The organism is Lysinibacillus parviboronicapiens (assembly GCF_003049575.1).
GTDB lineage: Bacteria > Bacillota > Bacilli > Bacillales_A > Planococcaceae > Lysinibacillus > Lysinibacillus parviboronicapiens.
Genome location: NZ_PYWI01000001.1, coordinates 463246 through 485620, shown reverse-complemented (window position 1 = coordinate 485620; position 22375 = coordinate 463246). Strand labels below are relative to the sequence as shown.

The window sequence follows — 22375 nt, the reverse complement described above, 5'->3', positions numbered from 1 at the left end:
GAACAAAATAAAATGGAGGCAGGTAAATTGGAGCAAAGAAAAATTTGTCCACGATTTGAAAAGGCATTAAAAATATTAAATCACCGTTGGAATACCTTGCTTATTTATCAGTTATTAGAGGGTCCTCAACGATTCTCAAACATTAAGAGTAAATTGAATATTAGCAGTCGGGTGTTAACGGAGCGATTAAAAGAATTAGAGATTGAGCACATCGTGATACGTACAGTTATTCCATCCACTCCCGTAGTGATCGAGTATGAGCTGACAGCAAAAGGACATGCACTCGCACCAGTTCTTCAAGCTATTGAACAATGGTCTTCTATGTGGATTGACACGGATGAATAGTGCAAAGGATATCCAAGTGAAGGGGTCTTGGATATCTTTTTTCTTAAGAAGTCATCATCATAAAATATTTAAAGCTTACGGCCTTACTAAAACAAAGGTGTCAGACATAATCTTTATAAAAGCATAATGGCACATTTCCAAAGCTAATTACTTACTAAATGTTTAAGACTAATTGTTAATAAAAGAGAATCCTAATGCAGACTTTCAGTAGCTATCTTTCTAACTGGAAAAGTTTTTTCGTTATTGAATTTTGAAAATTCTGTAAATAACAAACCTTATTATATTGTAAATAATATTAATTTTAGTTAAACAAAAGGTATTTTTTAATTCATAGTGGAATTAATTTAATATTATAAGAAAAGAAAAGGAGGAGTTTAATGAAGCAGAGGCCAGCAGGGGAAGCACAGCATCGAAGTCAGCTAGCACTCTATTTATCATTGCCAATATTATCTTGGGCATTTTATGATTTTGCTAATACGATATTTTCTTCAAATATAAATACTATATTTTTCCCATTTTATATGGATGAGGTTTTAGGAACAAATGAAGTGATGCAACAAGTGACCAGCACATTTATTTCTTATGCCAATGCCATAGCAAGCTTTTTCCTTGTGGTGTTTTCACCATTATTCGGGGTATGGATTGATAATACAGGCTATAAAAAAAGATTTATCGTGTGGTTTGCCTCTATCTCTATTTTCTTTACCTTTATGATGGGTATATTTGCTAATTTACAATCGACCCCGAATTTTTCGGGCGTACCGCTTAGTTTATTTTTAGTTGTAGCCAGTTTTGTCATTGCGAAATTCTTTTTTAATTCTAGTCTTGTATTCTATGATTCGATGATGGGTGATTTGGGTACAAAAGCAGAAATGCCACTTATTTCTGGTTATGGAGTGGCAATAGGTTATTTAGGCACAGTATTTGGCTTACTCGTTTATTTATATGTTGGTAGTAGTGATTTCCATCGTGCATTTATTCCAACGGCGATTTTGTATTTATTATTTTCATTGCCATTATTTTTTATTAATAAAGATACGCCAATTCCAAAAGAACAGCGCAAAAAAATTAAGTTTATCGATGGCTATAAGGAAATTATCCAAACTTTTAAGGATATGAAACAATATAAAGCGATTTTTACTTTTATGATTGCTTACTTCTTTATAAATGATGCCATTGCCACGACTATTGCTATGATGGCTGTCTATGCAACAACGATTGTTGGCTTTACTTCCGGCCAATTTATCATACTCTATTTAGTATCTACGTTGTCTACAATTATCGGCTCGCTGGCATTTGGTTACATTACGAAAGCGATTGGTGCTAAACGAGCAATTACGTTGGTAGCACTGTTAATGATTATTGCTTTAGTCTTTGCTGTCTTTGCTACAGAACAATGGATGTTCTGGATCGCAGGCAGTATGTTTGGTATATCGTTAGGCTCAATGTGGGTAACATCTAGAACATATATTATTGAACTATCACCGATTGAGAAACGTGGGCAATTTTTCGGATTGTTTGCTTTTTCGGGTAAAGTATCCTCAATTATAGGACCAGCTGTCTATGGAACGGTCACACTATGGATGAAGGACTACGGTACTTTAGCTAGCCGTGTTGCATTGTCCACATTAATTTTAATGACGGTAATTGGGCTATTGGTTCATCTAAAAGTTAATGATAAAAATGGAAATAGCAAGTAGGAGAAATGTATTGCCTATGATACAATTGAATTATTAATAGAAGTTGAACAGAAAGGAGCGGGGTTGCTTTGGAACATAAAGGCATATTATTAGAAAGTGGCACAAATGAGCTAGAAATCGTTGAATTTGAAGTAGCTAACAATAAATTCGGTATTAATGTAATTAAAGTGAAAGAAATTATTCAACCCATTCAAGTAACATTTATTCCACACGCGCACCCGCATGTAGAAGGAATTATACAATTACGAGGTGAGGTATTACCGGTTGTAGATATGCTGCGAGTGCTGGGCATTGAAAATGCAGTACGGAATCCGCAACAAAAATATATTGTTGCTGAATTTAATAAACAACGCGTTGTATTCCATGTAGATAATGTAACGCAAATTCACCGTATTTCATGGAATCAAATCGAAAAACCATCAGATATGTATCAGGGAGGTACTTCACAAGTAATCGGTGTCATTAAGCAGAATGAACAAATGATTCTATTACTTGATTTTGAGAAAATTATGGTGGATATCAACCCTGATTCAGGCATTAGTGTAGATTCAGTGAAAAAATTGGGTAAACGAGATCGTTCAGAAAAACGTATTTTAATTGCTGAGGATTCACCTTTACTACGTAAATTATTATTCGATACGATGAATGAAGCAGGCTATGTGAATGTCGAGTTCTTCGAAAATGGCCGTGATGCTTATGATTACTTAGAATCACTCGCAAAAAGTGGTAATGATGTAACGGAGCATATTCAATTAGTTGTAACGGATATTGAAATGCCACAAATGGATGGTCATCATTTAACACGTAAAATTAAAGAACATCCAGACTTGCAAAAACTACCTGTTATTATCTTCTCAAGTTTAATTACCGATGACCTTCGTCATAAAGGTGACCAAGTTGGGGCAGAAGACCAAATTAGTAAACCAGAAATTGCAGAGCTTATTTTACGCGTAGATCAACTCATCTTATAGAGTTGGAGAAAAGATACTTCACAATTTTAATAATGGGTATCCTGAAAGTATATTAATAAACAAAAGTAAGTCGGATACCTTTTAGGTTCCGACTTTTTTGTATAGATCATGGTATTTCTAACACATGATAATAAAACTAGGATGATTTTCCGCGTAAAGGAAGTGTATTATTTGGATGGTTTGAAAACGGCAATTATCGATATTGGCTCGAATACCATTCGTTTAGTCCTTTATCAATATGATAATGAGGAAGGACTGCGTGAGCTTGGAAATATAAAAACGGTTGCTCGATTACGTACATATTTGCAACCATCAGGTGAAATGTCAGAAGAGGGCATTCAGGTATTAACAGAAACTTTATTGACCTTTAAAGCAATGCTTGACGATTTTGAGGTTGTCGATGTAAAGGCTGCTGCTACTGCGGCAATTCGCCAGGCCACAAATAGAGAGAGCATTATTACTCTAATGCTGGAACGGACAGGCATTCAAATTGAGCTGTTGTCTGAGCAAGAAGAGGCTTACTATGGCTATGTTGCTGTCGTACATTCCATAGGAACACAATCTGCAGTGACCATTGATATTGGTGGCGGTAGTACGGAAATAACCCTCTTTGAACATAAACAGCTCAAAAAAACATTTAGTTTTCCATTTGGCACAGTGTCTTTAAAACAACGTTTCGTAAAAGGAGACATTTTGAATAGCAGTGAAAAGAAAGAGCTCATTACGTTTGTGAAGGAGCAGTTTACATCGCTGCCTTGGATTCAACAGGTAGGTTTGCCGATAATAGCAATTGGTGGTAGTGCGCGAAACATCGCTCAAATCCATCAACAACAGCGTGAATATCCTATCGCTAGTGTGCATGGCTATGAAATACCAAAGCAGGATTTAGAAAAGCTAAGTATGTATCTAGGAAATTTAAGTTTTAATGAATTGAAACAGTTAGATGGACTATCCTCTGACCGTGCCGATATTATTGTGCCGGCATTGGAAGTATTCCGTGTACTAATGGAAGTTGTAGGCAGTGAAGTGTTTCAGCTAACAAAAAAAGGTTTACGAGAAGGGCTAATTATTCACCGTATTTTACAAACTGATGATAGTGCTTTTGATAAAAACAATGTTTTTGAGGGAAACGCTAGAAGGCTAGCAAGGCAATATGGGCGCACCGAGGCAGAAGTGGATTATTTAATGCATTTGGCAGATCAATTGTACCGTGAGTGCTGCCATTTAAGTTATTTACAATTTGACGGTACGGACTTGCAATTATTAAGGAAAGCAGCAAAGGTATTTAATATTGGAGAATATATAGAATTAAGTTCTGCTAGCCAACATACTTTTTATTTAATTGCCAATCAATCGATTGATGGTTTGAATCATAAAGAACGTGTAAAATTAGCCCTTTTAGCTTCATATAAAAATAAAGATTATTATCAGCGATTTGCTGCGCCATTTACAGAATGGATGAGCCGTGAGGAATATCGAAAAATACGTGAACTAGGTGCGCTTTTAAAATTCGTCTATTCATTAAATGTATCAAAACGTAATATCGTACACGCAATTGAGCTGCATAAAAAGGAAAGTTTTGCACAACTTGATGTCTATGTGAAAAATAATGCTGCTGCCGAAAAATATCAAGCGAATCGCCATAAAAAGCATTTAGAGCGTACATTAAAGATACCTATCAAAGTGAATTTTATTGAAGAAGGGTGGAAAAGTAATGACAACTGAAGTAACGAACGATCGCTTACATGAAGAAGAACATTCAGAAACATATAACCGATTATTAGAGGAAATTGCAAAACCTCAATATTACAATAATCGGGAATTAAGCTGGCTTGCATTCAATGAACGTGTTTTAGAAGAGGCAGAGGATGAAAATAATCCTCTGCTAGAGCGTTTGAAATTTTTGGCGATTTTTAGTTCGAATTTAGATGAATTTTTCATGGTACGTGTGGCGGGTCTTCAGGATCAGGTCCGAGCTGGTTTTCATAAGCCTGAAAATAAATCTGGCTTAACACCAAAAGAGCAATTAGCAAAGATAGCGGAGCGCACGCAAGCTTTAGTTCGTCGACAAACTGAAGTATACCGACATTTAATTTATGATTTACTACCACAACATAATGTACATATTGCAGACATGAAGGATTTAACAAATACACAAAAGGCCTTCATCAATGAAATGTTTGCTGAAACAATCTTCCCAGTGTTAACACCGGTAGCTGTGGATGCATATCGTCCGTTCCCGACGCTTCTAGGGAAGACATTAAATTTACTTGTTCTATTAGAGCAAGATGAGTCAAATGCAGAAAATCATGAAAGAGTAGCGATTGTACAAGTCCCATCTGTTTTAGATCGTTATATTAAAGTACCCTCTTCAGAAGGTGAAACAGTCGTTGTATTACTTGAGGATGTTATTGTAGCGCATATCGAAAAATTATTCTATGGCTATAGTGTCAAGTCAGCACAAGCTTTCCGCTTAACACGTAATGCAGATTTAACAATTCACGAAGAAGGCGCACGGGACCTACTGGTAGAAATAGAAAAAGAGTTAAAGAAACGTAAATGGGGTTTAGGAAGTCGTCTAGAAGTACGCGTAGGCGAAATGAATGATGAGGTACTCGCTTACTTATTAGAGGAATTTGAAATTGAAGAAACAGATGTTTTTCATATTGATGGCCCGTTAGATTTAACGTTTATGTTCTCGTTTGTAAAAGGTATTGCTGTAGGGCGTGAACATTTAGAATATGAAAGTTTTATCCCACAACCGCCATTAGATTTACAGTCTGATGAAAATATTTTTGAAAAAGCATTACAGCAGGACATTTTTTTCCATCATCCATACGAGTCATTCGCACCAATAGTAGATTTTATAACGGAGGCTGCGGTCAATCCCAACGTATTAGCGATAAAACAAACATTATACCGTGTGAGTGGAAATTCTCCGATTATCCAGGCATTAAAGCTAGCGGCGGAAAATGGTAAGCAAGTGACTGTGTTAGTAGAGCTAAAAGCACGTTTCGATGAAGAAAATAATGTGCACTGGGCGAAGCAACTTGAACAAGCTGGATGTCTGGTCATTTATGGTATGAACAATTTAAAGACGCACTCCAAAATAACGCTTGTTGTCAGCCGACGAAACGGGAAAATAGAACGCTTTGTACATCTTGGTACAGGGAATTATAATGATGCAACTGCAAAAATTTACACAGATATGGGCATAATAACTTCGGATAAGGAATTTGGCATTGATGCAACTAATTTCTTTAACTATTTAAGCGGTTATACTGAGAAGCCAACCTTTAATCATTTAGTTGTAGCGCCATTTGATATTCGAGATGAATTTATTCGTCTAATGGATGAGGAGATTGCTTGCCATAAGAAATACGGAAACGGTTTTATCCGCGCGAAAATGAATTCATTAACGGATAAGGATTTGATGATGAAGCTATATGAGGCATCTATTGCAGGGGTGAAAGTAGAGCTCATTATTCGAGGTATTTGTTGTATTCGACCTGGCATTCCAGGAATTAGTGATAACATAACCGTAACAAGTATTGTTGGTCGTTTCCTTGAACACTCGCGTATTTATTGGTTCCACCATAATGGGGAGAACAAGGTTTATCTGTCTTCAGCGGATATGATGACGCGTAATATGATTAAGCGTGTAGAAATTTTATTCCCTGTATATGCAAGTGAAGCAAAAGCTCGTATTATTGACATTATGAACAAACAATTGGTGGATACGGCAAAATCACGTATTCAAGACTCGAATGGAAAATATCATTATAAAGAGTTTGACCGCGGTGAGGACCCCATTAACAGCCAGGAAATATTTTTAAAGGAAGCATTAAAGCCAACGCTAGATGAAGAATAACTTACATTTTGGATATTGAATAGAGCAAACACGCTACTTAGTGAGGGATATAATGAAAAAAAATAAAGAGAATGTAGCGCAATTTGCAAGCTATCATCAAGTGTTACAGCTCAATCCATTTGATGCAGTAGTATGCTTGAGAAAAGTTGATACAATAGCGTATGAAATCGTAGATTATAATGACAAACTATCGTCTTTTATTGAGCTACAGGATGCAAATGCCATACAAGCACACTGTTTTTTTACAGAGCAAAGCTGGCAGCAATTATTGAATATTTTACAACAAGAATTTAATGTTGTTCGAACGTTGGACCACTATACGGGACGCAAATCAAAAACATTTGCAGTTAGTGTACAACAACTAGCGGACAAAATTGTCGCGATTATACTACGTGAAGAACAGAACGATTCTAAGCCGTATTTGCAATTTGTAGAACAGCATGTAAGTCCAGTGCTAACGACTGATTTACAGGGTCGTATTATTCATCAAAATATTGCGGCTACTTCCCTCTTGCCAAATAAGCACCACTGCCTGATAGGATTAGATATTTTTTCATTAGTAGAGAGTGAGTATTTAAACGAATTTAAGTTGTTATTTTCGAAAACTATTAGGGGTTCTGCTTTTGGTATGCCAAAATGTTTATTTCAGGATCAAATGTTGAGTAACGAACCATTTTATTTACGTACGCACCCTACGTATTATAAGGGTGAAATAGTTGGTGTGCACTTATTTGTGAAAGATGCGAATTCATTTATAAATGAGCAAGAGGCGTTCTATTATCTTGCACTAATGGATGAATTAACAGGTATTTGGAATCGCAAGGCATTTAAAGAACACTGGCTCCTTCATTTGAACGATAAGAAGAATGTTAATAGGCAAGCAGCACTTATTTTAGTGGACATAGATCGTTTTAAAAAGTTCAATGAATCTCTTGGTGAGGGAAAAGGCGACGAGCTTATGCGCAAGTTCAGCCAAAGGTTAAGTGAGCTCTGTCACTCAAAATGTTCGCTTTATCGCTATAATAGTGATGAATTTATTTTCATTCTAAAAGATGCGTCGATTAGTAAAATTGAGCATATAGCGAATTCAATTTTAGAGGTGTTAAAACAACCATTCATGATTGATGGCCAAGAATACTTTATTAGCGTTTCAATCGGTATTTCGCTTAGCCCAGCGGATGGAAATGATATAGAAACACTAGTTCGAAAAGCAGATCAAGCACTATTTTCAGTTAAAGAGCATGGACGTTCACATTTCCGTTACTATCGAGAAGATATGACAACTGTTTTTCCAAATGAGGCATTGATGGAGGCGCATTTACGCCGCGCTATTGAATTTAATGAGTTAAGTATCCATTTACAACCACAAATGGATTTAAACAATAATAGCATCAATAGCTTTGAAGCATTGTTACGATGGAACAATCGTAAATTTGGTTTTGTTTCACCTGCACAGTTTATCCCGATTGCAGAAGCATCAGGCTTAATAATAGAGATAGGTGATTGGATTATTGATGAGGTATGTCGCTATCAAAAAGAGTGGCATATGAAAGGGTATCGTCCAGTACGTATTGCCATTAATATTTCACCGAAGCAATTTAGAAAAGAAAACTTTGCACGGAAAATTAAAGCAACTTTAAAGAAGTATAATGTATCGCCTGAGTTAATAGAGGTAGAGATTACGGAAAGCTCAATGACAAATGTCCATGAAACGTTTTCCATCTTAACGGAATTGAAGCAGTTAGGTGTTTTTGTTTCGGTGGATGATTTTGGCACAGGATATTCGTCACTTAGCTATTTAAAACGGTATCCAATTGATATTATAAAAATAGATCAGTCATTTATTGCCGACATTGAAAAAGATGATAAAAACGAAGCGATAATTAAGGCTATTATTTCAATGTCTCATAATTTAGGGCTTGAGGTTATCGCAGAGGGCATTGAAGAACCATCACAAGTTGCCTTTTTAAAACGACATCATTGTCAAAAGGGGCAAGGATATTTATATAACAAGCCATTGCCTGTAGAATCTATAGTTAAAAAATATTTTGTAAGTTAATACACATAAATAACAGTAGCACTTCACCAAACAGCATGGGAGGAGTGCTACTGTTGTTTTCATGTTACTTCGTCTGTTGCTTCAACTTTCATGCCATTTAATACAACTGCTGTAAAGTGTGCCATCTCTGCTACTAAATCAAAATCTTCATTATGAATTAACCAATCATACACATTTGCTCGCATACAACGTTTGATAATGGTTTGCATTTGTGTTGCTTGTAAATCTTTACGAAACTCTCCTAGTTTAATTCCTTCCTCAATATATGTATTAAGGATTTGGAAAATTTTACGCTGGGGGCTAATTAAATAATGATCTTTTTCCACTTGATTGGTCATTGCAGCCGTATATACAGTACGCAATAAATCCTTGCCAACGATGTTTGTTAAATACAGCATTTGTTCTCTGTAAAGCAATAGTATTTTTTCACTTGCCGGCATATTGCCATCAATACTTTTCTCCACGGTGCTATAAAAATTGTCGAGCTCTTTAAATTTTTCTAAAATAACATCGTATTTAGAAGGGAAATGTGTATAGAATGTCCCTTTTGAGACATTACATGCCTTGGTAATCTGTTCGACTGACACATGCTCAAATCCATGTTTATTAAATAAATCTAGCGATGTTTTTAGTAATTTTTCTCGAGTCTCTAATGCCTTCTTTTGGCGAGTCGTTAATGAATTCATACTCCTTTTCCTCCAAATATAGATATACTCTAATAATTTTAATTCTATTTTTTCAGAAAATAAAAAAATTTTAATTGACGAGATAGATTGCGTTTGATTATGATTTAAATGACCGCAGTCAATGACCGTAGTCGCCTAATTTATCTCGTTATTGATGTTACGACAAAAAAATGAAGTTGGCTAGTGTATCATTCAGCTTTATTTGTGAATTTTTAAGAAACGGGGGGATATCGAATGAAAGAGAAATTAGGGTTTATCGGCTTAGGTAATATGGGATTACCGATGTCGATAAATTTCCTACGTGCAGGTTATGAGGTATTTGGTTTCGACATAAATGCTAAGGCAATAGACCGATTCATCGCAGAAGATGGAGTTGGTTTAGCTACTTTACAGGATGTCATTAAACAGAGTGATGTTATTATGACAAGCTTGCCGACCCCACAAGCAGTCGAGCAAGTATACAAAGCACAAGATGTGATTTTACAACATGCGAAACAAGGAACTTTATCTGATTGACTTCAGCACGGAGAATCCCCAATTAAATGATTTGCTACATAAAGAAGCGCAATCGTTGGGGTTACGCTACCTTGGCACCTGTAAGTGTGAGTGTCATTGGTGCTACTCGTGCAACGCGAACAATAAATGGTAGGCGGAGAGCGAGAAGATTATCAAAGTGGATCTGGAATTTTCAGAATAGTTGGTAAAAATATTTATTATCTTGGTACTTCTCCTAGCGTTGGTACCCGCGATAGGATTCTATACAGAGGCAGTAGCAGAAACAATCGTGTTAGGGGAAACAATGGATATTACAGCAGATACGCTTTATGAAGTGTTAAGTAATAGCTATGGTCAAAGTCGAATTTATGAACGCAATTACTTGGATATATGAAAAATGAAAACTATCAGCCTGACTTCTCAACAAATCGTTTATTAAAAGATTTGAAATCAGCTAAAACCTTGGCAGACGAAGCAGGTGTCCCACTTCGTATTGGCGAACAATTAGTGAATCTTTACAGTGATATTTCAATAGAGGGCTATGGAGAAATGATATGTCAGCTGCATATTTAAGTTTAAAAGGAAAATGTTACATTAAACAACTTTGAAGGAGGAAAAAACTATGACAACAGCACAAGAAGTAAAAACATTAACGCATTTTATAGGTGGTGAAATGACGAAGGGAAAAAGTGGTCGTTACGGTTCAGTATATAATCCAACAATAGGTGAGGTTATCGCAAAAGTCCCCTTAGCAACAGTAGAAGAGACACGTGAAGCCATTGCGAAGGCACAGTCAGCGTTTCCAGATTGGCGTGATACATCAGTATCTAAACGAGCGGAGATTATTATAAAATTTCGTAATTTGATCACTGACAATATGGATGAATTATTACAAATTATTTGTAGAGAAAGCGGTAAAACTGTAGAGGATGCAAGAGGTGAGATCACAAGAGGACTTGAATCTGTAGATTTAGCTATCGGTGTACCTCATTTGGTTAAAGGTGAGTATTCTGTCAACATTGGAGGTCAAATAAACGCCTATTCAGCTAAATATCCACTAGGGGTTGTAGCGGCCATTTCGCCATTTAACTTCCCGATTATGGTACCGTTAGCGCAAACAAGTATGGCAATTGCAGTGGGGAACGCTGTTGTGTTAAAAGCATCTGAACGTGTACCAATGACTTCGTTGTATGTCAGTGAATTATGGAAAAAAGCTGGCTTACCAGATGGTATTTGGACAGTTGTAAATGGTGATAAAGATGCAGTAAATGAAATATTAGAAAACCCGACAGTACAAGCAATTTCATTTGTAGGGTCAACACCGGTTGCTAAATACATTTATGAAACAGGAACAAAATACGGTAAACGTGTTACTGCACTTGGTGGTGGTAAAAACAATATGGTTGTAATGCCCGATGCAGATTTAGAACAAGTAGCCAACGCATTTATTGGAGCGGCTTACGGTGCCGCTTCACAACGTTGTATGGCCATCTCTACAATTATGCCTGTAGGGCAAGACACTGCAAATCGTCTTGTTGCTATTTTAAAGGAAAAAATTTCTGCATTAAAAGTGGGTTCATATACGGAGCCTGATACTGATTTTGGCCCAGTAATTTCCCAACAATCCAAAGATGCCATTTTAGCAGCGATCGAACGCGGAGAGTCTGAAGGTGCGACTGTCGTATGTGATGGTCGTGACTTAGCAATAGTTAAAGAATCAAAAGGTTTTTTTGTAGGTCCAACATTACTGGATAATGTGAAACCGGGTATGGAGATTTATGAACAAGAAGTATTTGGCCCTGCTCGTAACATTGTTCGTGTCGATTCTTTAGATGAAGCGATTGCATTAATCAACCACCATGAACTTGGAAATGGCGTAACAATCTTTACGAATGATGGTTTTGCAGCTCGTAAATTTACAACTGAAATTGATGTAGGAATGGTTGGTGTGAATGTACCGATTCCGATACCAGTGGGTTATCACAACTTTGCAGGATTTAAAGGGTCTCGCTTTGGCGAAGGTCATATGTTTGGTCCAGATCAAGCACGTTTCTTTACTAAAACGAAAACCATTTCAGAACGCTGGATGACAAGTAATGTGTCCACAGCATCAACATTTGCATTCCCAAGTAATAACGACTAATCAATAGAAGAAGCTGTAACTCTTGATTAATGAGTACAGCTTTTTTTTACAAAGGCTTGCTATGCTTCGGTTGTTATAAATTGGTGGCACTTTAGTTATGACAGAGTTAGTATCGGGTGGTCAAACGAGTGCAATGCCTTTACTAGCACCCCATGGGATTGATATGAATGTTGATATGTAGGTATACACCGCATAATTGCGATAACATTGGGCTTCTTTACCACGTGGGGCTATAACGATTACCTCTGTTTGTAAAAATAATAAGCTGCTTATTTACTATTTGGTGCATTGGCCGTCATTATTGCAATACTACAATTCTTGCTTGGTACGTAGGAGGGATATAACGTGAATGGAAAAACAGTATTTATTACCGGTGCGGCACGTGGAATTGGGCTCTCGTTAGCACAAGCATTTGCTGAACAAGGTGCGAATGTAGTGATTACGGATATAAATGAAAAAAGTTTGATCGCGGCAGTTGAACAAAATCCTTTATTAACGGCATATACCTGTGATGTAACGGATGAGCGGGCGATTCGTGAAGCGATAGATTTCACAATCCAAAAGTTCGCGACAATAGATGTTTTAGTGAACAATGCAGGATTCCAACATGTTTCATTCATTGAGGATTTCTCGACAAATACTTTTGAGCTAATGCAAAAAGTGATGCTAACTGCACCATTTATAACGATGAAATATGCATTGCCACATATGAAGAAAAATAACTTTGGCCGTATTATTAACATGGCGTCCATTAATGGGGTTATTGGATTTGCAGGTAAGGCAGGATACAATGCAGCTAAACATGGGGTAATAGGTTTAACAAAAGTGGCTGCGCTTGAGGTAGCAAATGAAGGCATTACGGTAAATGCTATTTGTCCAGGTTACGTTGATACAGATTTGGTACGTAATCAGTTTATAGACTTAGCGAAGACAAGAGGTATCAAGGTAGAGGAAGTACTTGAACAAGTTCTTTATCCACTTGTTCCACAAAAGCGCTTGCTAGATGTATCTGAAATTACAGGACTAGCGCTCTATTTAGCAAGTGATGTGGCAAAAGGTCTAACGGGTCAAGCGATTGTATTGGATGGCGGCTATACTGCACAATAGTTAAGGGGGAGACGGAATGATTCAAACTAAAACAATTTTCACAGTAAATTCTCCAGTGACGATGATTTATGGACGGGATTCTTTTGAAGAAGTAGGGGTTCATGCAAAAAAATTAGGGACGAGAGCATTGATTATTAGTGATCCCATCATGGATAGTTTAGGATTTGTCAATCAATGCAACTTATTATTGAAAATGCAAGGATTGGAAACAGTTTCATATTTAGGGGTAACAACTGAACCAATTGATTCGTTTGTAAAAGAAGGGCTTGAAGTTTTGCAAGCGCAACAATGTGATGTCATCATTTCACTAGGCGGTGGAAGCTGCATTGATACAGCGAAAGCCATTGCAGTGGTCGCAACAAATGGTGGTTATATTGGGGACTACATGAAAATGCAAAAAGTCGCTGATAAAACACCTATTCCACATATCGCGATACCAACAACTGCCGGGACAGGATCTGAGGCAACGGATGCAACTGTTATTACAAACACGACAAATGAAGTGAAAATGATGATTAAGCAACCGGCATTTATGCCAACGATTGCAATTGTTGATCCTATTTTGACCATCACTTCGCCATCAGCAATCACTGCGGCTACTGGTATCGATGCACTGAGTCATGCAATCGAGAGTTATTTATCACGCTTAGCACATCCCTACTCTAATGTACTTGCGTTATCAGCGATGGAGTTAATTGTCAATAACATACTAAAAGTTTATGAACATGGAGATGATATTGATGCCCGTGAGGCTATGTCACTTGGTTCTATGCAAGCAGGCCTATCGTTCTCAAATGCTTCTGTCGCTTTAGTGCACGGCATGTCTCGTCCTATCGGGGCACTATTCCATGTGCCACATGGAATTTCTAATGCAATGTTACTACCCGCTGTACTAGAGTACTCAAAAGATGCCTGTGTAGATCGATTAGCTGACATTGGTAATTTTTTTAATAAAGAAGGAAAGTATTTAACACAAGAAGAACTTGCCGATTTAGCCATTGTTTCGATAAAGGAATTGTGTAAGAGAATGAACATTGGTAATTTACAGCAATGGGGTATAGAAAACGATGCATACTATGCGGCTATTCCAAAAATGGCTGTGGATGCAATTGCAAGTGGTAGCCCAGGGAATAATCCGAAAGTGCCAACATATGAGGAGTTAATGGAGCTATATAAAATGGCTTATCATTATGAATTTTAGAAAGGTCCTAAAAAAGATGATATCTTTCAGACAGTAGACAAACTCAAAAAATGATTTTGGTTACTGTCTTTTTCTTTTAAACATAGAAGTATAAGTATCTATATGAATCCGTTATTTTCGTTACCGGCAACCGCTTTTCGCGGGCATGGCTTCAGTCTCCTCGTCGCTAAGCTCCTGCGGGGCCTTTAGCTCATGCTATTCCCACAGAAGTCGCCGCCTGCGCTCCAGTTAATTAGTGTCGTCTATAAATAATTGAAGCGACATCTGCTGACATCGGAAAATCATTGAACGTGCTATATGAATTTTATCAGAAATAGAAGTTTCAAATAGCCCCTATTAACAAGAGTAGTACGCTACGAGCAATTATTTTCTGCCATTTTTGGACGTTGCCATTAGCTGCCTCGTCAAATACATGGCAGCAAAAATAAACAGCGCCAGCGACAATTTTAATCCATCGTAAGGTGGTCCAACGTATATCATGGTTTTTCTTACGCATCGCAAATACACGATCAATCGTTTCTTTTCGACGTGCATAGATGTGAGTTATTTGATGATTGTTGCGTTGAATAGTCGCTTTTTTGATTGATTGCGTTGTTTGAAGAGTAGGAAGTTTTATTTTATCCCGCAAGCGGTCAGTATGACGCCAACTAATTGAAGTTTTCTCTTTGTAGAATTTATATGACATTTTCGAGAAAATATAGTAGAATTTATGAATGAATGGTTATTCATTTTGTAAAGGGGGAAATAGTATGTTGCAGGGGAAAACAATACTTATTACAGGTGGCTCAAGTGGGATGGGGCTGTATATGGCGAAGCAATTCGTTGCAGAAGGGGCAAATGTAATTGTTACAGGCCGTAATGAAGAGCGTTTGAAAGAAGCAAAAGAATTTATATTAGAATCAGGCACGACAATTGAAACATTCCAAATGGATGTCCGAGTGCCAGAACATGCAGAAGCGATGGTTGCGTTTGCCGTTGAAAAATTTGGAAAAATTGATGGACTTGTAAATAATGCCGCGGGTAATTTTATTGTTCGCGCAGAGGATTTAACGCCTAACGGTTGGAAAGCCGTAGTAGATATCGTATTAAATGGTACATTCTATTGTTCATCAGCAGTTGGTAAGTACTGGATTCAAAACAAGAGTCAAGGTTCTATCCTTAATATGGTTGCAACCTATGCTTGGAATGCAGGCGCTGGCGTTATCCATTCTGCAGCAGCAAAAGCAGGTGTATTATCAGTAACAAGAACGTTAGCGGTCGAATGGGGCAAACAATATGGAATTCGTGTAAATGCAATTGCTCCAGGTCCAATCGAACGCACAGGCGGAGCGGATAAATTGTGGGAGTCAGAAGCGGCGGCCGCTCGAACAATTGATTCTGTACCATTAGGTAGAATTGGTACACCCGAGGAAGTGGCCGACTTAGCAACATTTATGATGTCGGATAAGTCACGCTATATGAATGGTGAATGTGTCACACTTGATGGTGGACAATGGTTAAATCAACACCCATTTTAATCAATAATTTTTTTGCATAATGAGGAGCTGGATTGACGCATACTAAGGGTAAAGAAAGGAGTCTTGCCTTATGGGTATGTGGTTAATACCAGCTCTTATTGCGATAACCATCATTGCTGTCATTTCCTTCGTTTCCACTTTACGCATTGCTAAAATGACAACGGAACGAAAATCAGAAAAAGATACACCAATTTCAGAAACTGTGGAAGAATATGCAACAATGTTGAATCCAATTGTTTGGGTGTATGCTATTTTCTTACTTTTTTTAGGCATTGTTATTTTTTACTACTGGAGTCAGGCAGGGTATTAAATGTATGAGTTAAAAACTAAGTATCAAATTTGCGTGAGCAGATTTGATACTTAGTTTTTGTTTAAAATGCTAAAATAATTCGTTGTTCTTCAAAAACTCTTCTCGACCTTGTCGTGGTCATATACGGAAAAATTATGATATGATAAAAGGGAAGCATCCTGTTCTGCAAAGCAAGGACAGAAAAGGAGAAGAAGTTCATGATTTCAACTAACAGCAAAGACTTATTAGCAATGCCAATTAGTGAATTTGTTATTTCATCCGAAAAGGTTGCACATGTACAGATTGGAAATAGTGCAGAACATGCACTCCTTGTACTGACACGTACAGGATATTCATCAATTCCTGTACTAGATTTGAAATATCGACTTCAAGGGTTACTCAGTATAAAAATGATTACAGAAGCGATTTTAGGGCTCGAGCACATTGAATATGAAAAATTACCTGATATAAAAGTGGATTCGATAATGGATAAAAATTTAGCTGTTATCAAGCTGACAGATACATTTCAACGTGCTTTAGATTTAGTCATTAATCATGCCTTTTTATGTGTAGTGGACGATGAAGGTACATTTGCAGGAATTTTAACGAGACGAGTTATATTAAAACAATTGAAAAAATATATTTATCAAACAGAAAAGTAGTTTAAGAGGGGACTCAGGTGTAAATCGTGTGGCCCCCTTTGCTTGTATTGGAGGTTTAGGTAATTGATGGCAACGGAAGCAGAAATATTAAAAATATTAGCTGAGGAACGTAATATGCGGAAAGCAGCCGAACGGTTGTTTTTATCGCAGCCAGCGCTTTCTCAACGGTTGCAATCGATTGAAAAAGAATGGGGTGCACAGCTTTTTATTCGTTCACAGAAGGGACTAACTGCGACACCTGCTGGAGAACTAGTTATTGCTTATGCAATAGATATGCTAGCAAAAAAAGAAGAAATTTTCGAAACGATTCAATCATTAACAACAAAAGTAAACGGAACACTCAAAATTGCTTGTGCATCCATTGTCGGGCAAAATTGGCTTCCGAAAATATTAAAGGATTTTGTGTCTAAATACCCGGAAGCAAAAATTTCGCTTATGACTGGCTGGAGCTCGGAAATTGTCAAAGCCTTGTACGAGGGTGAAGCACACATTGGCATTGTACGTGGACAGGTTGATTGGAAGGGGGAAAAGATTCATCTTTTCCGTGACACCCTTTACTTAGTCGATCAAGAATTGAAAACTATTGAAGACGTACTTACGACGAATCGACCATTTATTCAATTCAAGAGTGATTCGAATTATTATCAAGAAATTCAACAATGGTGGCAACGACATTTTGCATCGAATCCGAGACGACAAATTTTGGTGGATCAAATTGAGACGTGTAAACAGATGGCTTTGAATGGGATTGGTTATGCCATTCTCCCTTCCATCACATTAAACGAGCATGATGGCATAAATAAAATTGCGCTGACTAACAATGAAAAAGAATTTGGCTTAACGCGTGATACGTGGTTAATAGGCTACGAATCTTCTTTTGAGTTACGACAGGTAGAGGCTTTTGTAGAAGTAGTACAAGATCATGCGCGTTGCCTGTTTGATTATACAAAATAGGATATAGCTTCACAAAAAACACGGGCAGCCCCAAGTGATTCATCCATCACTTGTAGGTTTGCCCTTTTTGTTGTTGACCTGTCTAAATCTTAAGAGTTTATGAATATTCATGAAGATATCATAAGAAATGGAACAAAATGCAATTTAAAACGTATAATTATGTAATCATCTATATGTTAAGTAAAAAAAGGGGTTGAGTTTTTGAAAAAATCGAGTATAACGGCACTTATAGTTCTATTAATGTTTGTTATGAGCTTTATGCTACCTGTATCGCAGGCAAGCGCCGCACCAACCTTAGAAGTGCAAGCCCATGCGGGAATGGCGGGAAAAGCAAAATATCAATCTGTTGTGCCATTACAAGTAACAGTGAAAAATAATGGAGCTGATTTTTCAGGAGACATGGCGATAAATGCGTCAAGTTCCTTTGAGGCTGCATCAGCGCTTGTACTACCGCTAGATATAGCAGCAGGTGAAGAAAAAACAATTGAGCTATATTTGGATGGACTAGCAGATTATAGCTATTCAGAAGCAGATTTGTTTGCCTTTTATGAGGGGAGCATTGAAAAAGGAAAAAAGGTTGCTTATAAAGGAACAAAACGTTTACAAGCAAACTTTTTAGATCCTTCCACAACATTTATCTATACATTAACGGATAAAAGTGACCGCTTATCTGCTTATTTGCGGTTATCACAGTTTTCTTCGTCTGGTAATGTAGAAATTTTTAATTTGAATCAACTAAAAGACTTTACTTTGCCGGAGGATGCACAAGGCTATGCGATGGCGAATATTATTGCAGTCGATGAAATCTCTATTGCCGACCTATCTCAAAATCAACAGGAAGCTTTATTGAAATGGGTACAGGATGGAGGTACTTTATTACTTGGTGCTTCTGATCAAGTACTGACAACTGCGGGCATCTTTAAAGATTATTTACCACTGACATTATCACAACAAATGAAGACGGTTTCAGCAGGAAGTTTAACAAAATTATCAGGTGGAGGTATCTTTACAAAAGATATTTCCGTTTATACAGCAACCGATAATCAAGGAAGCGTTGCTATTTTAAAAGAAAATGACACAACACTAGCTGCAAAGAAAAAGCTTGGTAGTGGGGAAATTGTGCAAACAACATTCTCATTAGGAGATCAGCCTTTAGCATCAATGGATGGATACGCCGCATTAACTGCAAAAATGTTAAATATCCAAACCTTGTCCCAACAAGGGATGATGCAAGGACAATCCACAATGGATCAAATTTCATATGAACTGCGTTCCATTAATGAATTATTCCCCTCATTTGAAGTGTCTGTTAGCTATATGTTAATCGTCATTATTTTGTATATTTTAATTATCGGACCTCTTCTTTATTTTGTCCTGAAAAAAATGGATAAACGTGAACATGCGTGGTGGTTAATACCAGCTATTTCAGTTGCAATCTCGATTGCGCTCTTTATTTTTGGTGCTAAAGATCGTATCGTACAACCACAAGTACAGCAATCAGCCTTCTATAAAGTAAATGAGGATAGTAGTATAAATGGCTATTATGTTGAATCGATTTTAACGAATCGTAGTGGAGATTTTGTTGTAGAGGCAGATAAAAATACAACTGCACTGGCATTACGGAACAATAATAATATCACTGGTACGGTAGGCGATTTACATGAAACATCGTATATTAAGGAACACGCTAATGGCTCGACATTAACATTACGAAATTTAAGCTATTGGTCTGTTCAATCATTTGCGGGGAAAACAACTGCAAAAGACATCGGTAAGATGGATATCGATATTACACTTAAAAATGAAAAGCTCTCTGGGACAATTAAGAATAATTTCCCGTTTGAATTAAAGGATGTCACGTTAATTTCAGGAATTAAAGAAGTAAAGCTTGGGGATATCGAGCCGAACGGCACACTAAAAGTGGACAAGGAACTGAAGTCAACGGTACTGCAAAAGCCATCTTCGTTTAATAATTACAATTATAATTATCCAAAGAAGAAAGAAGATGTAGATCCTCTTCGTATCGAGCGTATGAAATCGTTCGCACTGCCGCTTGCAGAAAAAGACAAGCAACCAGTAATTGCTGCTTGGGCAGAACAAGCAGTTGTCGGGGTAGAACTTGAGACAAGTGCTAACATGTCACCTATTTCATATTTCATACAGCCATTTGAAGGAAAAGTGGATTTAACAGGTCCATTTACAATGAAGCGTACAAACTTTACTTATACAGTGAGTCCACAATCAGCGAATGCCTATTTTGACAAAATAGACGAACAACTAAATAACTGGTACCTATCAGACGGTTTATATGAAGTTACAATGGCCATGCCAGATAATTTTATGGCATCTGTTCAATCATTAAATGAACTTGTTATTTCAAATCTGGATGTCAAGCGCATGCAACTTGCTCTTTGGAATAATGAAACGAACATCTTTGAGCCTATGGTTGATACAAAGCAAACGTTTACGGACAATATTATGCAATACGTAAATGAAAATGGTGAACTACGCGTACAAATTAAGTTTGGACCGGATCAAACAGGTGAGCAAACAAAATTACCAAATATTGAGCTGAAAGGAGTGGCGAAGGAATGATTGAAATTCGTGATTTAACAAAACGATATGGCTCCTTTACAGCGTTAGACCATTTAAACCTATCACTTGAGGAAGGAATTGTGTTCGGCTTTGTTGGCGCAAATGGTGCTGGGAAATCGACAACATTTTCGATTTTAGCAACATTACTCTCCCCAACTTCTGGCGATGCCCTTATCAATGGAAAAAGCGTTATCAAAGAACCAAAGGAAGTACGCAAGCAAATAGGTTATATGCCGGATTTCTTTGGTGTATACGATCAACTAAAAGTAGATGAATATTTAGATTTTTATGGTGCGAGTTATGGCATTGGCGCGACGGAGCGTAAAGTATTAATTCCACAGTTGTTAGAGCTTGTGAATTTAACAAATAAGCGTTTTGACTATGTAGATTTACTATCACGAGGCATGAAGCAACGTTTATGTCTTGCACGCGCTTTAATCCACGATCCAAAAGTATTGATATTGGATGAACCAGCATCAGGACTTGATCCACGTGCTCGCGTAGAAATGCGAGATATTTTAAGAAATTTAAAATCAATGGGAAAAACCATTTTAATCTCCTCACATATTTTGCCTGAACTTGCAGAAATGTGTGATGAAATAGGTGTTATTGATAATGGGAAACTAATCGCTCATGGTAATGTTGCAACAATACAAGCGCAATTACAGGGAGAGAAGCGCATTGTCATTAAGGTAGCGGAACGTTTAAGCGAGGTACGTGCATTTTTAGAAGAAGATCCCCTTATTTCTTCCATTGATGTAATGGATAATCGCTTAGAGATAGCCTTTAATTACCGTGGAACTGATGCGCAACAAGTAACACTACTGAAAACAGCAATCCTTGCAGATTTACCGATTTATGCACTAAGTGAAGAAGAAAAGGATTTAGAGGACGTCTTTATGGCGATTACGAAAGGAGCGGACAATCAATGATGGAGCGATTTTATAATCCCGTACTCGTTAAAGAATTGAAGTTACGCTTCCGTTCTTTTAAAAGCTTTTCAGGTTTGATGTTTTATTTAGCAGTTATTTGTATTTTTATCGCAGGTTTTTTACTACTGACAACTGAATTTACAGGCAAGGGTTTCTTTAGACCTGAGATAAGCTTTATGATGTTTGCTGTGTTAACGATATTGCAAATGGCACTGGTTCTATTTATCACACCAAGTTTAACGGCTGGTGCTATTAGTAGTGAACGTGAAAAGCAAACATTAAATATTTTATTGACTACAACACAAAGTTCAACACAAATTGTGATTGGAAAGTTATTTTCTTCGGTGGCATTTTTAGTGCTAATGTTAATCGCAGGACTACCTTTGTATAGTTTAGTGTTTTTATTTGGTGGGGTATCGCCTTCTCAATTAGTTGCTATCTTTTTATTTTACTTAGTGACTGTCATTGCGATTGGTAGTATCGGGGTGATGTTCTCTACCATTACAAAAAAAACAATTGTTGCGATGATTGCAACGTATGGCTCGATAATCTTTTTAGGCGGGATCACTGCATTTTTCTTCTTTTTAACAATGGCCTTTCATCAAATGGGGAATGCCATAGGGACGAGTGTTTCCTATATGACGTATTTCTGGGCATCCATAAACCCAGGTGCATTAATGTTGACACTTATTTCTTCAGACATGGGGGACGCTTTAGCAGAGCTTTCAGGTGTGGATTTCCCAGTGTGGATTACTTATTTACTAGTGTATATAGTCATTATTGTTCTTAGCTTAACAGTTGCTATTAAAAAATTACGTGCCAATATGAAAAGCAATCGATGAGGAGGA

At 37.2% G+C, this 22375-nt stretch carries 20 protein-coding genes and 1 pseudogene; 19 read left to right on the top strand and 2 right to left on the bottom strand.

Annotation, left to right across the window (positions count from 1 at the left end; all coding sequences use genetic code 11):
• Window positions 1-27 precede the first annotated feature (27 nt).
• From C9J35_RS02310 to C9J35_RS02285, 6 genes are all read left to right on the top strand, one after another.
• Window positions 28-345 (top strand): winged helix-turn-helix transcriptional regulator, encoded by a 318-nt coding sequence (locus C9J35_RS02310; RefSeq protein WP_054767061.1) that lies wholly within the window; start codon window positions 28-30, stop codon window positions 343-345.
• Between the two features lie 377 nt (window positions 346-722).
• Window positions 723-2045, top strand: a complete 1323-nt coding sequence (locus C9J35_RS02305) for an MFS transporter (RefSeq protein WP_107923258.1) — start codon at window positions 723-725, stop codon at window positions 2043-2045.
• Window positions 2046-2113: 68 nt separating this feature from the next.
• Window positions 2114-3016 carry a chemotaxis protein gene (locus C9J35_RS02300; protein WP_107923257.1) on the top strand — a complete coding sequence of 301 codons (903 nt, stop codon included), beginning with the start codon at window positions 2114-2116 and terminating at the stop codon, window positions 3014-3016.
• A 171-nt stretch (window positions 3017-3187) separates the two neighbouring features.
• A complete protein-coding gene (locus C9J35_RS02295; RefSeq protein ID WP_107923256.1) occupies window positions 3188-4741 on the top strand; it encodes a Ppx/GppA family phosphatase in 1554 nt (517 codons plus the stop codon).
• Complete coding sequence (locus tag C9J35_RS02290; protein WP_107923255.1) at window positions 4731-6887, top strand: RNA degradosome polyphosphate kinase; 2157 nt, start codon at window positions 4731-4733, stop codon at window positions 6885-6887. The genes C9J35_RS02295 and C9J35_RS02290 overlap by 11 nt, the downstream gene beginning before the upstream one ends.
• A gap of 52 nt (window positions 6888-6939) precedes the next feature.
• Window positions 6940-8946 carry a putative bifunctional diguanylate cyclase/phosphodiesterase gene (locus C9J35_RS02285; protein WP_107923254.1) on the top strand — a complete coding sequence of 669 codons (2007 nt, stop codon included), beginning with the start codon at window positions 6940-6942 and terminating at the stop codon, window positions 8944-8946.
• A gap of 59 nt (window positions 8947-9005) precedes the next feature.
• Here the strand turns inward: C9J35_RS02285 and C9J35_RS02280 are convergent, their stop codons facing one another.
• Window positions 9006-9632 carry a TetR/AcrR family transcriptional regulator gene (locus C9J35_RS02280; RefSeq protein ID WP_107923253.1) on the bottom strand — a complete coding sequence of 209 codons (627 nt, stop codon included), beginning with the start codon at window positions 9630-9632 and terminating at the stop codon, window positions 9006-9008.
• Between the two features lie 234 nt (window positions 9633-9866).
• Here C9J35_RS02280 and C9J35_RS24010 point away from each other — a divergent pair, with 234 nt between their 5' ends.
• The 6 genes from C9J35_RS24010 to C9J35_RS02260 all read left to right on the top strand — a co-directional run bounded on the left by C9J35_RS24010 (window position 9867) and on the right by C9J35_RS02260 (window position 14578).
• Window positions 9867-10148: an NAD(P)-binding domain-containing protein gene (locus tag C9J35_RS24010; RefSeq protein WP_235616174.1), complete on the top strand. Its 282-nt coding sequence runs from the start codon at window positions 9867-9869 to the stop codon at window positions 10146-10148.
• A 181-nt stretch (window positions 10149-10329) separates the two neighbouring features.
• Window positions 10330-10521, top strand: coding sequence for an NAD(P)-binding domain-containing protein (locus C9J35_RS24005; RefSeq protein WP_235616173.1), 192 nt, complete (start codon window positions 10330-10332; stop codon window positions 10519-10521).
• Window positions 10518-10700 carry a hypothetical protein gene (locus C9J35_RS24000; RefSeq protein WP_235616172.1) on the top strand — a complete coding sequence of 61 codons (183 nt, stop codon included), beginning with the start codon at window positions 10518-10520 and terminating at the stop codon, window positions 10698-10700. The genes C9J35_RS24005 and C9J35_RS24000 overlap by 4 nt, the downstream gene beginning before the upstream one ends.
• Before the next feature lie 49 nt (window positions 10701-10749).
• The gene (locus C9J35_RS02270) at window positions 10750-12270 is read left to right on the top strand and encodes a CoA-acylating methylmalonate-semialdehyde dehydrogenase (RefSeq protein WP_107923252.1); all 1521 of its coding nucleotides are present in this window, start codon (window positions 10750-10752) and stop codon (window positions 12268-12270) included.
• Between the two features lie 345 nt (window positions 12271-12615).
• Window positions 12616-13377, top strand: coding sequence for a 3-hydroxybutyrate dehydrogenase (locus C9J35_RS02265; RefSeq protein ID WP_107923251.1), 762 nt, complete (start codon window positions 12616-12618; stop codon window positions 13375-13377).
• 16 nt (window positions 13378-13393) lie between these two features.
• Entirely contained in the window at window positions 13394-14578 is a 1185-nt protein-coding gene (locus C9J35_RS02260) for an iron-containing alcohol dehydrogenase (RefSeq protein ID WP_107923250.1), read from the top strand.
• A 363-nt stretch (window positions 14579-14941) separates the two neighbouring features.
• Here C9J35_RS02260 and C9J35_RS25025 read toward each other — a convergent pair.
• A pseudogene (locus C9J35_RS25025) lies at window positions 14942-15125 on the bottom strand (transposase); the annotation flags it as partial.
• A 202-nt stretch (window positions 15126-15327) separates the two neighbouring features.
• Between C9J35_RS25025 and fadH the strand changes: the two are divergent.
• The 7 genes from fadH to C9J35_RS02220 all read left to right on the top strand — a co-directional run bounded on the left by fadH (window position 15328) and on the right by C9J35_RS02220 (window position 22369).
• Window positions 15328-16095, top strand: coding sequence for a 2,4-dienoyl-CoA reductase (gene fadH, locus C9J35_RS02250; protein ID WP_054767062.1), 768 nt, complete (start codon window positions 15328-15330; stop codon window positions 16093-16095).
• A 70-nt stretch (window positions 16096-16165) separates the two neighbouring features.
• Entirely contained in the window at window positions 16166-16405 is a 240-nt protein-coding gene (locus C9J35_RS02245; protein ID WP_107923248.1) for a short-chain dehydrogenase, read from the top strand.
• 197 nt (window positions 16406-16602) lie between these two features.
• Complete coding sequence (gene cbpB / locus C9J35_RS02240; RefSeq protein WP_107923247.1) at window positions 16603-17046, top strand: cyclic-di-AMP-binding protein CbpB; 444 nt, start codon at window positions 16603-16605, stop codon at window positions 17044-17046.
• 66 nt (window positions 17047-17112) lie between these two features.
• Window positions 17113-18000, top strand: coding sequence for a transcriptional regulator CcpC (gene ccpC / locus C9J35_RS02235; RefSeq protein WP_107923246.1), 888 nt, complete (start codon window positions 17113-17115; stop codon window positions 17998-18000).
• A 201-nt stretch (window positions 18001-18201) separates the two neighbouring features.
• Window positions 18202-20595 (top strand): DUF8725 domain-containing protein, encoded by a 2394-nt coding sequence (locus C9J35_RS02230; RefSeq protein ID WP_107923245.1) that lies wholly within the window; start codon window positions 18202-18204, stop codon window positions 20593-20595.
• Window positions 20592-21527, top strand: coding sequence for an ABC transporter ATP-binding protein (locus C9J35_RS02225; RefSeq protein ID WP_054767064.1), 936 nt, complete (start codon window positions 20592-20594; stop codon window positions 21525-21527). The genes C9J35_RS02230 and C9J35_RS02225 overlap by 4 nt, the downstream gene beginning before the upstream one ends.
• The gene (locus tag C9J35_RS02220) at window positions 21524-22369 is read left to right on the top strand and encodes an ABC transporter permease (RefSeq protein ID WP_107923244.1); all 846 of its coding nucleotides are present in this window, start codon (window positions 21524-21526) and stop codon (window positions 22367-22369) included. The genes C9J35_RS02225 and C9J35_RS02220 overlap by 4 nt, the downstream gene beginning before the upstream one ends.
• Window positions 22370-22375: the final 6 nt, after the last annotated feature.

What these genes read in the sequence shown, in the direction of transcription:
- C9J35_RS02245 (WP_107923248.1), top strand. Translation starts at nt 16,166, where the DNA reads ATGGGTATGTGGTTAATACCAGCTCTTATTGCGATAACCATCATTGCT.
- C9J35_RS02285 (WP_107923254.1), top strand. Translation starts at nt 6,940, where the DNA reads ATGAAAAAAAATAAAGAGAATGTAGCGCAATTTGCAAGCTATCATCAA.
- C9J35_RS02290 (WP_107923255.1), top strand. Translation starts at nt 4,731, where the DNA reads ATGACAACTGAAGTAACGAACGATCGCTTACATGAAGAAGAACATTCA.
- C9J35_RS02260 (WP_107923250.1), top strand. Translation starts at nt 13,394, where the DNA reads ATGATTCAAACTAAAACAATTTTCACAGTAAATTCTCCAGTGACGATG.
- C9J35_RS02220 (WP_107923244.1), top strand. Translation starts at nt 21,524, where the DNA reads ATGATGGAGCGATTTTATAATCCCGTACTCGTTAAAGAATTGAAGTTA.
- C9J35_RS02305 (WP_107923258.1), top strand. Translation starts at nt 723, where the DNA reads ATGAAGCAGAGGCCAGCAGGGGAAGCACAGCATCGAAGTCAGCTAGCA.
- C9J35_RS02280 (WP_107923253.1), bottom strand. Translation starts at nt 9,632, where the DNA reads ATGAATTCATTAACGACTCGCCAAAAGAAGGCATTAGAGACTCGAGAA.
- C9J35_RS24000 (WP_235616172.1), top strand. Translation starts at nt 10,518, where the DNA reads ATGAAAAATGAAAACTATCAGCCTGACTTCTCAACAAATCGTTTATTA.
- fadH (WP_054767062.1), top strand. Translation starts at nt 15,328, where the DNA reads ATGTTGCAGGGGAAAACAATACTTATTACAGGTGGCTCAAGTGGGATG.
- C9J35_RS02270 (WP_107923252.1), top strand. Translation starts at nt 10,750, where the DNA reads ATGACAACAGCACAAGAAGTAAAAACATTAACGCATTTTATAGGTGGT.
- C9J35_RS24010 (WP_235616174.1), top strand. Translation starts at nt 9,867, where the DNA reads ATGAAAGAGAAATTAGGGTTTATCGGCTTAGGTAATATGGGATTACCG.
- cbpB (WP_107923247.1), top strand. Translation starts at nt 16,603, where the DNA reads ATGATTTCAACTAACAGCAAAGACTTATTAGCAATGCCAATTAGTGAA.
- ccpC (WP_107923246.1), top strand. Translation starts at nt 17,113, where the DNA reads ATGGCAACGGAAGCAGAAATATTAAAAATATTAGCTGAGGAACGTAAT.
- C9J35_RS02225 (WP_054767064.1), top strand. Translation starts at nt 20,592, where the DNA reads ATGATTGAAATTCGTGATTTAACAAAACGATATGGCTCCTTTACAGCG.